General features: G+C 59.1%; 13 protein-coding genes. 9 read left to right on the top strand and 4 right to left on the bottom strand.

The genetic code is table 11. The annotated features are described in order from the left end of the window. Window positions 1–30 precede the first annotated feature (30 nt). Window positions 31–612 (top strand): YjaG family protein, encoded by a 582-nt coding sequence (locus NMD14_16685; protein XEI32348.1) that lies wholly within the window; start codon window positions 31–33, stop codon window positions 610–612. 71 nt (window positions 613–683) lie between these two features. Here NMD14_16685 and NMD14_16680 read toward each other — a convergent pair whose 3' ends face one another. Continuing rightward, complete coding sequence (locus NMD14_16680) at window positions 684–1,163, bottom strand: MarR family transcriptional regulator (GenBank protein ID XEI32347.1); 480 nt, start codon at window positions 1,161–1,163, stop codon at window positions 684–686. Between the two features lie 163 nt (window positions 1,164–1,326). Here NMD14_16680 and NMD14_16675 point away from each other — a divergent pair, with 163 nt between their 5' ends. Together NMD14_16675 and NMD14_16670 are read left to right on the top strand one after the other, a co-directional pair. Then, window positions 1,327–1,854, top strand: coding sequence for a hypothetical protein (locus NMD14_16675; protein XEI32346.1), 528 nt, complete (start codon window positions 1,327–1,329; stop codon window positions 1,852–1,854). Between the two features lie 9 nt (window positions 1,855–1,863). Further along, entirely contained in the window at window positions 1,864–3,462 is a 1,599-nt protein-coding gene (locus NMD14_16670) for a BCCT family transporter (GenBank protein ID XEI32345.1), read from the top strand. Window positions 3,463–3,581: 119 nt separating this feature from the next. On the opposite strand, the gene NMD14_16665 is transcribed toward NMD14_16670, so the two are convergent. Beyond that, entirely contained in the window at window positions 3,582–4,820 is a 1,239-nt protein-coding gene (locus NMD14_16665) for a multifunctional CCA addition/repair protein (protein ID XEI32344.1), read from the bottom strand. A gap of 220 nt (window positions 4,821–5,040) precedes the next feature. Here NMD14_16665 and mutY point away from each other — a divergent pair, with 220 nt between their 5' ends. From mutY to mltC, 3 genes are all read left to right on the top strand, one after another. After that, window positions 5,041–6,093 (top strand): A/G-specific adenine glycosylase, encoded by a 1,053-nt coding sequence (mutY, locus tag NMD14_16660; protein XEI32343.1) that lies wholly within the window; start codon window positions 5,041–5,043, stop codon window positions 6,091–6,093. 8 nt (window positions 6,094–6,101) lie between these two features. Next, a complete protein-coding gene (locus NMD14_16655; GenBank protein XEI32342.1) occupies window positions 6,102–6,374 on the top strand; it encodes an oxidative damage protection protein in 273 nt (90 codons plus the stop codon). Window positions 6,375–6,493: 119 nt separating this feature from the next. After that, entirely contained in the window at window positions 6,494–7,597 is a 1,104-nt protein-coding gene (gene mltC, locus NMD14_16650; GenBank protein ID XEI32341.1) for a membrane-bound lytic murein transglycosylase MltC, read from the top strand. An 85-nt stretch (window positions 7,598–7,682) separates the two neighbouring features. On the opposite strand, the gene NMD14_16645 is transcribed toward mltC, so the two are convergent. Continuing rightward, window positions 7,683–8,069 (bottom strand): NirD/YgiW/YdeI family stress tolerance protein, encoded by a 387-nt coding sequence (locus NMD14_16645; protein ID XEI32340.1) that lies wholly within the window; start codon window positions 8,067–8,069, stop codon window positions 7,683–7,685. Between the two features lie 508 nt (window positions 8,070–8,577). Here NMD14_16645 and ompA point away from each other — a divergent pair. Further along, complete coding sequence (gene ompA, locus NMD14_16640; GenBank protein XEI32339.1) at window positions 8,578–9,615, top strand: porin OmpA; 1,038 nt, start codon at window positions 8,578–8,580, stop codon at window positions 9,613–9,615. 129 nt (window positions 9,616–9,744) lie between these two features. Here the strand turns inward: ompA and NMD14_16635 are convergent, their stop codons facing one another. Beyond that, window positions 9,745–10,767 (bottom strand): GGDEF domain-containing protein, encoded by a 1,023-nt coding sequence (locus tag NMD14_16635; protein XEI32338.1) that lies wholly within the window; start codon window positions 10,765–10,767, stop codon window positions 9,745–9,747. Between the two features lie 134 nt (window positions 10,768–10,901). Here NMD14_16635 and rnr point away from each other — a divergent pair, with 134 nt between their 5' ends. Then, entirely contained in the window at window positions 10,902–13,301 is a 2,400-nt protein-coding gene (gene rnr, locus NMD14_16630) for a ribonuclease R (GenBank protein XEI32337.1), read from the top strand. After that, a complete protein-coding gene (gene rlmB / locus NMD14_16625) occupies window positions 13,298–14,047 on the top strand; it encodes a 23S rRNA (guanosine(2251)-2'-O)-methyltransferase RlmB (GenBank protein ID XEI32336.1) in 750 nt (249 codons plus the stop codon). The genes rnr and rlmB overlap by 4 nt, the downstream gene beginning before the upstream one ends. Window position 14,048 lies beyond the last annotated feature (1 nt).

The following is a 14,048-nucleotide window of genomic DNA, read 5'->3' as shown; positions in this document are numbered from 1 at the left end:
GCCCCACATTTTGCAAAGGATCCGACTCCAGTGTTTGGTGACAAGTTTTATAAGCGACTGGCCGAGCTACAGCCTTGGCAACAGACCGTCTACACCCTGGCGCTGGCTGAGCGCATGTACCCCAACTATGCCCTGTTTAGTCAGGCCTCCGGCTTTGGCAATGCAAGCGCCTTCCGGCATGCGCTGGATCAGCTGTGGGTCTACCTCACCGTCAAGGGATCCCGGGTCAATCTGGGGGCCATTCTCGAAGAGTTCGAGTCTCACATTCCGGATCCCCGCAAGTTTGAATCCTATGGCGCCTATCCCGCGCTGGATGCCTGCGTTGCGCTGGGCTGCGCCTACAACTCGGTGATCTGCCGGGTTGGCGAAGAGGCCAACGATGCCAGCCACGCCTCAGTCGGTACGGTGGCCGGTTTTATCGAGCTGCTGGAAGAGCGGGATCTGACCGAAGAGGAGCTCTACGAGCACGAGTACATGGAAGCCGAGCTGGAGTTCCAGGTCGAACTGCTCAAGCGGGTTGCCCATGAACGCGACAGCGATCGTATCCTGGCTATCAGAACATTCGCCTCTCAGGATGGCGTCTCCAATATCGGGATTAGCCTGGAAGAGTAATCCTCTTTGGCCCCTGATAGACAAAAGCTCCCGTTCGGGAGCTTTTTTTATACCTGAAATTGTTCAGCAACTTATGCCTGCTCTTCGGTGAGGGGTCTGACGCTCAGCACCGGGGCGGCGTCGATTTCGTCTGCATTCATCATGGAGGAAATGCGTTGCAGGGAAGAGAGCAGCAGCGTCTGCTCCCACGCTTCCAGCGCTTGAAAACGCTGGATGAAGCGCTCTTGCAGCGGGGTCGGGGCCTGGGCCAGCAGGGCGCGGCCTGCGTCAGTCAGTGTCGCGTGAACCTTGCGCTTGTCGGTATTGCTGCGAACGCGCTGCACCAGTTGACGGCTCTCCAATCGGTCCATGATGGTGGTGGCGGTGGCCTGACTCATGTTGGTGTGATCGGCCAGCTGGCGCATGGAGATCTGTCCCAACTCGTCGATCCCTTTGAGCAGCAAGAGTTGCGGGGAGGTGAGCCCGGCTTCTTTGATCAAGCGCCTGGAGTGCATGTCGATGGCACGAATAATCTGGCGCAGGGCGACCAGCACTTCATCATGTTTTTCCATGGGGTGTGCGTCATTGGAGGGCTATGGAGAGGGGCAAAATTTTCCGCCTAATTCGTCACAAGGTCAATATGGTTTTTGTTGTAATAATTTCTGCTCTAATCAATTTTGTGTTAGGTTGACGGACATTTCACGGAATTCACCCTGACATTTGAGGAGCGAAATGATGAATGACGAGCTGGATATCAAGTCTCTGGTGGCCGAGTTACGTGTGGTCAGAGTGCGCTATGAACTGCCGGATACCTCGGCTTTCGTGCGCTATCAGCCTGCCTATGATGAAGACCCCAACAACCTCAAGGTACACCACTATGATGGTGAGTTACCCCTCTCTTGCAGTGAGACAGGTACTTTCAACCTAAAGGAGTTGGTGAATGAATTACGCTATGCCTATGTGCTGGTGCACCTCTTTCCTGACGAAAGTGCCATGAACTTCTATCTGACAGGCCTAGATACCGGCCTGGCACAGCTGGAGTTCATCGGTGGCTCTTACGACTTCAACCGCCTCTGGATCACCAGCGGTATCTCCAATCTGGGTGTCCCCATGGCCATCTTCCTTGGCAAGCGTCACGCCGTGAATGGCCAGCCCTCGGTTTCGCTGGTGGATCACCGCGAACAGGCGGCCGGCAAACTGGTCTATCGTGCCATCGGCGGTGCCGGTGATCATGTGGGCGAAGACTTTTTCAACAACGACTAAGGAGGCTGGATGCGAGCAAGCAAAGGGCTATTGAAAGGCCTCAACCCCACCATGGCCATGACGGCCCTCACCGTGATCACCCTGTTTTTGCTGTTTGGCGTATTTGTTCCCGATACCGCGGCCGCCTGGTTTGTCGGTGCCAAGGATCAGATTATTGCCGGGTTCAAGTGGTACTACATTCTGGTGGTCGCCCTGTTCCTGTTCTTCGCTGTCTACCTGATGTTCAGCCGTTTTGGCAGCATCCGGCTGGGTGACGACGACCAGGTACCGGAGTTCGGCTACTTCGCCTGGTTCTCCATGCTCTTTAGCGCAGGCATGGGTATCGGTCTGGTGTTCTGGAGCATCGCCGAGCCGATGAACCATCTGCAGGGCAATCCGTTCATTACCGAAGGGATGACCCCGGAAGCGGCCCAGATCGCCATGCGCCTCACCTTTTTCCACTGGGGCCTCCATCCATGGGCAATCTATGTGATCGTCGGCTTGTCGCTGGCCTTCTTCAGCTACCGGCGCAAGCTGCCACTGGCCATTCGTTCCGTGCTCTATCCGCTGCTTGGCGATCGCATCTACGGCTTCTGGGGCCATGCCGCCGACGTGCTGGCGGTGTTCGGTACCGTGTTCGGGGTGGCGACCTCCCTTGGCCTGGGGGTCTCCCAGATGAATACCGGCCTCAACCAGATGTTTGGTATGGCGGTGTCGCAGTCCAACCAGCTCTGGCTGATTGGCGGTATCAGCCTGATCGCCACTCTGTCGGCGGTTTCCGGGGTCGGGCGTGGAGTGAAGATCCTCTCCGAGCTCAATATCTGGCTGAGCGTCTTCGTACTCGCACTCTTTCTGGTGCTGGGGCCGACCACCTATATCCTCAACGCCTATGTGCAGAACATCGGTGATTACCTGCAGAACATCGTCAAACTGAGCTTCTGGACCAACACCGAAGCCAACGGCACTTCGGCCTGGCAGTCGAGCTGGACGGCGTTTTACTGGGGTTGGTGGATTGCCTGGGCGCCCTTTGTCGGCATGTTTATCGCCCGCATCTCCAAGGGGCGTACCATTCGCGAGTTTGTGCTTGGCGTGCTGCTGGTACCCTCGCTGCTCGGCATATTCTGGCTCACCGTGTTTGGTGGTACGGCGATGAATCTGGAGCTGTTTGGCGGTGGCGGCGTGGTTGCTGCGGTCAATCAGGATGTGACGCTGGCGCTTTACAAGACGGTCGAACTGCTGCACTGGGATACCTTCGGCTGGATCGCCAAGGCCGCGCTGACCCTGCTCATTTGCACCTACTTCATCACCTCCAGTGACTCGGGTACGCTGGTCATCACCACCCTGCTCTCCATCGGTGATCAGGAGCCGCCGGTACTGCACCGCGCCGTATGGGGTCTTGGGCAGGGGCTGGTTGCCGCCATCCTGCTGGTCTCTGGCGGCCTGGCAGCCTTGCAGGCGGCCAGCATCATAGCGGCGCTGCCCTTCTCGGTGATCATGTTGGCGATGTGCTATTCGCTGATGCTGGGGCTCAAGCAGGAGAGCCAGCGCCAGTTCGAGTATCGCCAGAACCTCAAGCGCCACGATGGCTCATCCCATATGAGCCTGATGGAACGAATTGGTCCGGCATAACGGCATCAGAAGGGGGCTGACTCCCCTTCCTATGTAAACCTGGATGCAAAACGGCCGCCCTGGCGATGCCCTCCTTGCAGAGCTCATCATCAGGGCGGCCGTCTGTTATGGGGCCGAGATTACTCTTCGATAAAGGTCCACTCATCCTTGACCCGGCTGATGGCATCGGTCCGCTTTTTGGCCAGCTGCGCCTTGATCTCTTCCCCTTTGAAACCGGCCGCCACTATCTCTTTCACCGGCACCGCCTGGGCGGCTGCCAGCGCTTCGGCCACATAGTCCGGCTCGGCGTAGACCCGCTCCTCGAAACCGGTGCGGCCGTGGAAGTCGGCGCGGCAGGCATCCAGCAGCTGGGCAAAGCGCTCGGGGCGACGCCAGGCATCAGCCTTGTCGAACACCTTGAGCAGGGTGGCGGGCTTGAGCTCAAAGGCGATATGGATGTGGGTGTGCAGATCGCTCACCAGCAGCGCCAGATCCCGGCACTCGTTGGGAACCCGGAACCGCTCGCACAGGGCGCGAATAAGCGGCAGCCCCTTCTGGCCATGACCGTGATGGCTTGGCCAGAACTCCTTGGGGGTGAGCCCCTTGCCAAGGTCGTGGCAGAGGGCGGCAAAGCGGACGGTCAATTCCGGGGAGATCCGGCACGCCTGCTCCAGCACCATCAGGGTGTGGATGCCGGTGTCGATCTCCGGGTGCCACTTGGCCGGGGCAGGGACGCCAAACAGCGCATCAATTTCGGGAAACAGCGCCTTGAGGGCGCCACATTGGCGCAGCACCTCGACAAAGATCTGCGGGGTCGGCCCCAGCAGCACTTTTTCCAGCTCCTTCCAGACCCGCTCCGGGGTGAGGTGGGCCAGCTCGCCAGCGGCCGTCATCTCGCTCATCAGGGCGAGAGTTTCCGGCGCGATGGTAAAGCCCTGAGCGTGGAAGCGGGCGGCGAAGCGGGCGACCCGCAAGATGCGCAGCGGATCTTCGGCAAAGGCAGGGGAGACGTGGCGCAGCAGCCGTTTTTGCAAATCGTCAATGCCACCGTAGGGATCATGAAGCTGGCCCTGATCATCTTCGGCGATGGCGTTGATGGTGAGATCCCGGCGCAGCAGATCCTGCTCGAGCGTCACGTCGGGGGCGGCGTGGCAGACAAAGCCGGTGTAGCCCTGACCCTGTTTGCGTTCGGTACGGGCGAGGGCATACTCCTGCTGGGTTTTGGGGTGGAGAAACACCGGGAAGTCACGACCGACCTGGGTAAAACCCAGCGCCAGCATCTGCTCTACGGTGGCGCCAACCACCAGATGATCCCTGTCGCCCTGCGGCAATCCCAGCAGGCGATCCCGCACTGCGCCCCCAACCAGATAAGTCTGCAAACCGTCTCTCCCGTCAACAATCGTGGGGCCGAGTATATCGTCTTTGTTACCGCTTTGCTGCCTGACCACCACCTGCCTGCAGCGCCAGTCAGCGCGGCTTTGACTTGGGCGTGACGAGGCCTTACGCTGCCGCACCTGCGGGATGACTTTCATGCCCGCGCAGGTCAGATGAGCCGAAGGAACCGCAGAGTTCCCCTTATATCAACGACATGAGAACAACGTGAATCAATCAACCTTCGCAAGCCGGGTTCTTGAGTGGTACGAGCTTCATGGCCGCAAAACCCTGCCATGGCAGCAGGAGAAGACCCCTTACCGGGTCTGGGTCTCGGAGATCATGCTGCAGCAGACTCAGGTCGCTACTGTGATCCCCTATTACCAGCGTTTTATGGCGCGCTTCCCCGATGTGGTGGCGCTGGCCGATGCCCCCGTCGACGAGGTGCTGCACCACTGGACCGGGCTTGGCTACTATGCCCGGGCCCGCAACCTGCACAAGGCGGCCCAGCAGATCCGCGATCACCACCACGGCCTCTTTCCCGAGCGCTTTGATGAGGTGATGGCGCTGCCGGGGATTGGTCGTTCTACCGCCGGGGCCGTGCTGTCGCTCTCCCTCGGTCAGCCTCACGCCATTCTTGATGGCAACGTGAAGCGGGTACTCACCCGCTGGCTGGCGCTGCCGGGCTGGCCCGGCCAAAAACAGGTGGAGAACGAGCTGTGGGAGATCGCCATCCGGCTCACTCCCAAGCTGGGTGTGGCGCACTACAACCAGGCGATGATGGATATCGGGGCCACGATCTGCACCCGCAGCAAGCCTGCCTGTGATCGCTGTCCGGTGCGGGCCGATTGCCAGGGGCTGTCGCAAGGCAAACCCACCGTCTACCCCAACAGCAAGCCCAAGAAGAGCATTCCGGCTCGCGATGGCATCATGCTGCTGATCCGTCATGGCGATGAGTTGCTGCTGGAGAAGCGGCCGCCGCAGGGGATCTGGGGCGGGCTCTACTGCTTCCCGCAGGTGGCCTCTCTGGCGGAGGTGGATGGTCTGCTGGCGTCCCTTGGCCTGAGCCATCACGGTTATCGGGAGCTGGCTGGTTTTCGCCATACCTTCAGTCACTTCCATCTCGATATTCAGCCGCTGCTGATTGACATTGATGAGGCGCAGCCGCTGCGGCTCATGGAAGCAGATAACCGACTCTGGTATAACTTACGCCATCCTGCCGAGGTGGGGCTGGCGGCCGCCACGGCCCGTCTGCTCGCCTATCCAGAGTTACAACCATAGAGGTCAACATGAGCCGTACTGTATTTTGCCAACGCCTGAAAAAAGAGGGCCAGGGTCTGGATTTTCAACTCTATCCCGGTGAGCTCGGCAAGCGGATTTTTGACAACATCAGCAAGGAAGCCTGGGCCGAGTGGCAGAAGAAGCAGGTGATGCTGATCAACGAGAAAAAGCTCAATATGATGAATCTTGAGCATCGCCAACTGCTGGAAAAAGAGATGGTCAGCTACCTGTTTGACGCGGGTGAAGTGCAGATCGAAGGTTACACCCCGCCGGCCCAGTAAGCTCTCCGGCTGTTGTACGTGTGAACTGGAGCTGGCATGGCGCCACTTGCTGGCGTGACCGCTCCTGACGTCGCCGCAAATGAATAATGGGCAGCCTGGCTGCCCGGTTTGAGGATCCTATGGGCCGAATTTTTTGGCTGCTGTGCACCCTGCTGTTTCTCTCTGCCTGCTCATCCTCCCCCAAGCCCAGCGGGAGTGCGGATGGTGATCTGGTCAACGGCAAGGACATCCGCGGTTTTGAACACATGATCAGCGCGCTCTCTCATAACGTGAACGAGATATGGGGGCGGGAAGCGCTGTTTGCGGGCAAGTTTGACTACGTCAAATACACGGATCAGTACAAGAGCCGGGCCCACATCGACTTCTCCAGCGGCCACATCATGGTGGAGACCGTCTCGGGCATAGAGCCGCGTGATCACCTGCGCCGCGCCATTATCGAGACCCTGCTGACGCCGGATGATCCGGCCGAAGTGGATCTTTACTCCGATCGGGAAATTCTGACCGGCGGCGAGCCCTTCCTCTACGGTCAGGTGCTGGATAATCAGCGTCAGCCTATCCGTGCCTCCTGGCGCGCCGAGCGTTATGCTGACTACCTGCTGAACACGGCGATGAAGAAGCGGACCCTCGGTATTCGCACCATCTTCTTCGTCGATATTCCCATGGTGGCCAACCATGAAGATCGACGGGGCTACAAGTATGCGGGGATCATCCGGGAAGCGTCGCGCAAATACGGCGTGCCGGAGAGCCTGATCTATGCGGTGATCAAGACCGAGAGCAGCTTCAACCCCTATGCGGTGAGCCATGCCAACGCCTATGGCCTGATGCAGGTGATCCCGGCCACTGCCGGTCGTGATGTCTATGTGCGGGTCAAGGGCAAGAACGGCCAGCCGAGCCGGGAGGAGCTGTTCAATCCGGCCTACAACATCGATGTTGGTACCGCCTATCTGCACCTGTTGCAGACCGTCTATCTGGCGGATATCGAGGACCCACGCTCCCGTCGCTATGCAGTGATCTCTGCCTACAACGGTGGCGCTGGCGGGGTGCTCAACACCTTCTCCAGCGATCGCAAGGCGGCGTCGGGCCGGATCAACCGGCTCTCCCCCGAGGCGGTTTATCAGGTGTTGACCGAGCAGCATCCCAAAGAGGAGTCGCGCCGTTACCTCTACAAGGTCAATCAGGCCGAAAAGGGGTTCAAAAGAGCCTTTGCTAGTCGGGCCGGTTAAGTGATGACGCTGTGTTAACCATGCAAAAGGGCGCTTGATAGCAAGCGCCCTTTTAACGTCTGGCCAGTTTGTCGTTGAAGTGGCCTTATTTGGCGATAAAGCCGCCCTTGGTCTGCGGGGCCGCGCCCACTTTCTCCAGGGTTTTCACTTCCACTTCGGTCTTGTTCCAGCTGTGGTCCACTTCACCACGGATGCGGATCTGATCATCCGGGCCCACTTCGGTGCCACGCCACACATCCTGATCCACTTCGACCTCCACTTCACCGCTGGCATCGCGGAACAGATAGTTCTCGCCGCCCAGGTGCTTGACCAGTTTCCCCTCCAACGTGGCCCAGCTGTCATCGGCCAGATCTTTCAGTTGAGCAACGGAGACCTTGTTCTGCTCCTGCGGGCCGGTATAGGCCGCCATGGCAAAAGAGGAGACAGACATCAGGGTCAACAGTCCGATTACGCTTGCGCTTGCCTGGTTCATTTTATCCTCCTGTCGTTGGTATGAGGGCATTGTGCCGCGCGGGGCGTGAAGCAAGCGTGAAAGAAATAGGTAGCTGTGATCGTCTGTTTTGTGAGCGCAAGGATTTCATCGGAGGCGGAACATGTGTGATTTCATCTGGAACTGTAATCTGCCGCCTTTACCAGACGTCAGTGGCAGCAGGCGCTTTCCATGCCGGTCGCTGGCGTTATCGATCGACACGGCACGTTTGTTCGTCGCTGATACCGTTTTGGGCAAGAGTATTCTGCTGGCCCTTCTTCCCTGTTGAACCTTCTTAGATACGTCTTTTAGCGCCACATTTAGTTCAAATAACAAACGCTTGTTGCTGTTTTTGTAACGTAGTTGCGTTAGAGTATTTTTTGTTAATTGATATCAGTGACTTGAAAATAGGCTAACGTTGATATGCTGCGATCGCTTTTGGGTGGTTGCGCATATAAGACGAGGTGATATCAATCAACCTCCTCCTACATAAAGTTGCAGAGGCTCAGACATGAAAAAATCATTGATTACCTTGCTGGTTACCGGTTTGCTCGCAGCTAATGCCCAGGCAGCCGGTCAAGACAACACCTGGTATGGCGGTGCCAAACTGGGTTGGTCCAACTTCTATGGCATTGATGAAAGCAATGCCCTGACCCTTGGCAATGAGACCAACGATGCCTTGGGTGCAGGCGTGTTTGGCGGCTATCAGATCAACCAGAATCTGGGGCTGGAGCTGGGTTACGACTACTTGGGCAATTACAAATACGATGCAACTACGGCGGCTGGCGCTTTCAGTGATGAAGTGAAAGCGCAGCTGGCGCAGCTGACCCTGAAACTGGGTTTCCCGGTTACCGATAATCTGGATCTCTATGGTCGTGTCGGTGGTGGTTATGGCTGGGCTGATACCAAGAGCGATGTCTACAAAGATGACAGCCGCTTTGTCATGGTCGGCGCACTGGGTGCCGAGTATGCGTTCAATCTGGACTGGGCTGCTCGCCTGGAGTATCAGTACAGCACCCCGTATGGCGACCGTGATGACACCGGCGTGAGAATGGATAACGGCCTGCTGTCGCTGGCGGCGGTTTATCGCTTTGGTCAGGTTGCCCCTGTGGCTCCCGCCCCGGCTCCGGAACCTGCTCCCGCACCTGTGATGGTTGAAAAGCAGTTCACCCTGAGCTCCGATGTGCTGTTTGACTTCAACAAGGCGACCCTGAAGCCGCAGGCCAGTCAGGCACTGGATAGCCTCTATACCCAGATCGAAGAGGCGCGACCCAAGGATGGCGTAGCAACCGTGATTGGTTACACCGACCGCATCGGTTCTGACTCTTACAACCAGAAGCTTTCCGAGCAGCGCGCCCAGACCGTTGCCAACTATCTGGTTGGCAAAGGGATCCCGGCCAGCAAGGTCAATGTAGAAGGGCGTGGCAAGGCTTCCCCGGTTACCGGCGACAGCTGCGTCAGCAAAGCCAAGCGTGAGCTGATAGTCTGCCTGGCACCGGATCGTCGTGTAGAAGTGAAGGTGGAAGGGGTTGCCGAGGCTCAGCAATAAGCTGCTGAACCAGCCTCTTGCGGGGCGGTGACAAGGCCGCCTCGTTGGTTGTGAAATGCAAAAAAGCCAGTCAGTTGATCTGACTGGCTTTTTCATGTCGCGGAGCAAGGCGTTATGAAGGTTGCAGTATCAGGACGGGAGCGGCATCACCCGGTTGCGCCCCAGCTCCTTGGCCTTGTAGAGCAGCTTGTCGGTACGCTCGACCAGACAGTCGGCGCTCTCCTGACTGTTGAACTCCCCCACGCCAAACGAGGCGGTGATATGGTCGATGCGACGGCCCGATTTGCGATCCAGAATCGACATCCGCTCGATGGCCCGGCGCATGCTCTCTGCCATCTGTCTGGCCAGCGCCAGCGAGCGGTGGGGGACCAGCATGGCGAACTCTTCCCCACCCAGCCGATAGGCGGTGACCCCCTCCTTGCAGACATCGCGCAGCCGTTTGCTGAAGGCGCGCAGGACCTGATCGCCGAGCAGGTGACCATATTCGTCATTGAAGTTTTTGAAGCGATCGATATCGGCGAGGATCAGTGAGAAGGGGTGCTGGCTGTGGATCAACCCATCCAGCTCCAGATCGAAGGCGCGGCGGTTGAGCAGGCTGGTGAGAGCATCTTCGTTGGCCAGCTTGCGGGTCTCGTTGAGTGCCGCCCGCAGCTCCTTGATCTCTTTCTCCGCATTGCTGAGCTGATTGCGAAAGTGCATGGTGGACATCCGCACGTCCCGCGATTCGCGCACCAGATCCCGCAGGATCCCCATGGTATCTTCCAAGCTGAAGCCTTCGTCATCGATGCGACTGAGCTTGTCAAAACTCTTGTCGAGCATCTCCTGAAACATACCGGTATCGGATATGGCATCTTGCATGGAGTGACCGAGCTCGTTGGCCATGGCCGCGAGGCTCAGTTTCATCGCCTCCATCTGCTTCTCGTCTTGGGCGGCCAGATATTGGTGATAGAGCCGCTCGCAGGTGGTGAGCGAGCAGGTGCCCTGCATTTTGACCGCCTGATCAATCGCCTGGTTGAGCTCGGGCATGCTGGCCGAAACATAGTTGTACCACAGGTGGTAATTGTCCGGCGTGGTGGGGATCTGGTACTTAATCATCAAGGGTACCGCCTGTTTGAGATAGGCGGCCGATTGGGCAAACGTGTCCTTACTCATGAGTTCTACGTCTCATCATGCCAGCGAACTGAAGATAGTATGACAGAGAGATTGGCCAAAAGGCAGCCGATGGATGCCATTCGCCCCCCCCTCCGATATAATGGCACCGTTACCACCTACCCTAAGGCCTGCTTATGTCTCAAAAAGATCCTTTCCTCGAACGCGAGGCCGAAAAATACGAGAATCCCATCGCCAGTCGCGAGATGATCCTCGACCTCATCAAGGGCCACGAAAAACCCATGTCACGGGAAGAGCTGGCCAAGGTTCTCAAGCTGACCGATGAAGAGCCACTGGAAGCCCTGCGTCGCCGTCTGCGTGCCATGGAGCGCGATGGACAGCTGGTCTTCACGCGCAACCAGTGTTATGCCCTGCCGGATCGCCTGAATCTGGTGAAAGGCTACGTACTCGGCCACAAGGATGGCTTCGGTTTCCTGCGTCCCGAGGGTGGTGGCCCGGATCTGTTCCTCAACAACCGCGAAATGCAGCGTCTGATGCACGGCGACTATGCGCTGGTGCAGCCGACCGAAATCGACCGCAAGGGGCGCCAGGAGGCGCGTCTGGTGCGTCTGCTCAAATCCCGTGAGGCGGATATCGTCGGTCGTTACTTCGTCGAGAATGGCGTCGGTTTCGTGGTGCCTGACGACAGCCGCATCGGTCAGGACATCATCATCCCGGAAGGGGAGAACAAGGGGGCTCGCCAGAGCCAGGTCGTGGTCGTGCGCATCAACCAGCGCGCCACAGCCCGCTTCAACGCGGTCGGTACCGTGCTGGAGGTGCTGGGTGAAAACATGGCACCCGGCATGGAGATCGAAATCGCCCTGCGTACCCACGGCATTCCGCACACCTGGCCGGAGGAGGTGACCAAGGAGGTTGCCGGTCTGGGTGAACAGGTGCCGGAGAAAGCCAAAGAGGGCCGCATCGACCTGCGTGCCCTGCCGCTGGTGACCATTGACGGGGAAGATGCCCGTGACTTCGATGACGCCGTCTTCTGTGAAGCCAAGCGTGGTGGCGGCTGGCGCCTGTGGGTTGCCATTGCCGACGTCTCCGCTTATGTGAAGCCGGGCACAGCCCTCGACACCGAAGCCTATCAGCGCGGTAACTCCGTCTATTTCCCCGAGTTCGTGGTGCCCATGCTGCCGGAGGTGCTCTCCAACGGTCTCTGTTCCCTGAACCCGCAGGTTGACCGCCTCTGCATGGTGTGCGAGATGACCATCTCCGCCGCTGGCCGCATGTCCGGCTACAAGTTCTACGAAGCGGTAATGAACTCTCACGCCCGTCTGACCTATACCAAGGTGGCGGCGATCCTCGACGGGGATCCCAAGCTGCGCCAGCAGTATGACCCGCTGGTGGGCCATATCGAAGAGCTCAACAACCTCTACAAGGCGCTCAAACAGGCCCGTCATCAGCGCGGCGCGGTGGAGTTCGAGAGCGAGGAGACCCGCTTCATCTTCAACGCCCAGCGCAAGATCGACCGCATCGTGCCGCTGGTGCGCAACGACGCCCACAAGATCATCGAAGAGTGCATGATCCAGGCGAACGTGGCTGCGGCTCGTTATATCGAGAAGAACGAAGCTGCCGCCCTGTTCCGGGTCCACGACCGTCCGGGCGAAGAGCGTCTGACCGGTTTCCGCGATTTTCTGGCCGAACTGGGTCTGGAGCTCAAGGGCGGTCTCGAGCCCGAGCCGAAGGATTTCGCCGAGCTGGCTGCCAAATTTGAAGGGCGCCCCGATGCGGAGCTGCTCTCCACCATGCTGCTGCGCTCCATGCGTCAGGCCATCTATCAGGCTGACAACATCGGTCACTTCGGTCTGGCCCTGAAGTCCTACGCCCACTTCACCTCGCCGATCCGTCGTTACCCCGACCTCATCCTGCACCGCGCGATCAAGTATCAGACCGCCAAGGAGCAGCAGGCCAACCTGCGCCACAAGTGGACCCCGAGCGGTGGTTACCACTACCAGCTGGAAGAAGTGGATCCGATGGGCGAGCACTGCTCCATGACCGAGCGTCGTGCCGACGATGCCACTCGCGATGTGGCCGACTGGCTCAAGTGCGAGTACATGCTGGATCACGTGGGTGACGAGTTCGACGGCGTTATCGCCAGCGTCACCGGCTTTGGCTTCTTCGTGCGTCTGGCCGAGATCCACATCGACGGTCTGGTGCACGTCAGCACCCTCACCAACGACTACTACCAGTTCGACCCCCTGCATCAGCAGCTGATCGGCGAGAACTTCCGCCGCCGCTACCGTCTGGGCGACAAGGTGCGGGTCAAGGTGATGGGCGTCAATCTGGACGATCGCAAGATCGACTTCGTGATGGTGGAAGAGCCCCTCAAGATCACCGGCAAGAACGCCAAGCAGGCTGTTCGCAAGATGGCCGAGATCAAGAAGGAGAAGGCCAAGAGCGCCGAGCGCCACGAAAAGCGCAAAGAGAAAGATGGCAAGGAGAGCGGCAAACCCGCCAAGGGTGGCCGTGCCAAACCCAGCAACAGACGACCGGGCAAAAAAGCTCGCGATAAGGCCAAGAGCACCAAATGAGCACTGAACTGATCTACGGCATTCACGCTGTATCCGCGCTGCTGGAGCGCACTCCCGAGCGCTTCATCGAAGTGTGGGCCCTCAAGGGGCGGGATGACGACCGGCTGCAACCCCTGCTGGCCGAGCTGGAGTCCCTCGGCTTGCGCGTGCAGAGCGTGAACCGCAAGACCCTTGATGACAAAGCGGAAGGCAACAATCACCAGGGCATCATGGCCCGGGTGAAAGAGGCGCCGAAGTTGGCCGAGCACGATCTGGCCAGCCTGCTGGACGATCTGGCGGCACAAGAGAGCCAGCCCTTCCTGCTGGTGCTGGATGGCGTGACCGATCCGCACAACCTCGGCGCCTGCCTGCGCAGCGCCGATGCCGCCGGGGTCCATGCGGTGATCGTGCCGCGGGACAAGGCCACCGGCCTGACCTCGGTGGTACGCAAAGTCGCCTGTGGCGCCGCCGAAGTGGTGCCGCTCATTCAGGTCACCAACCTGGCCCGAAGCCTGCGCGAGTTGCAGGAGCGCGGTGTCTGGCTGGTCGGCACCGCTGGCGAGGCCGATCACGACCTCTATCAGGCCAAGCTGACCGGCCCGATGGCGCTGGTGATGGGCGCTGAAGGCAAGGGCATGCGTCGCCTGACCCGCGAGCACTGCGACGAGCTGGTGAGCATACCGATGGCGGGGGCGGTATCCAGCCTCAACGTTTCGGTGGCAACCGGCGTCTGCCTGTTCGAAGCCGTGCGTCAGCGTCGCGGTTAAT

The sequence above is a fragment of the Aeromonas veronii genome (genome assembly GCA_041319085.1).
Taxonomy (GTDB): Bacteria; Pseudomonadota; Gammaproteobacteria; order Enterobacterales; family Aeromonadaceae; genus Aeromonas; species Aeromonas veronii_F.
This window is presented reverse-complemented; position numbering and strand designations above follow the sequence as displayed.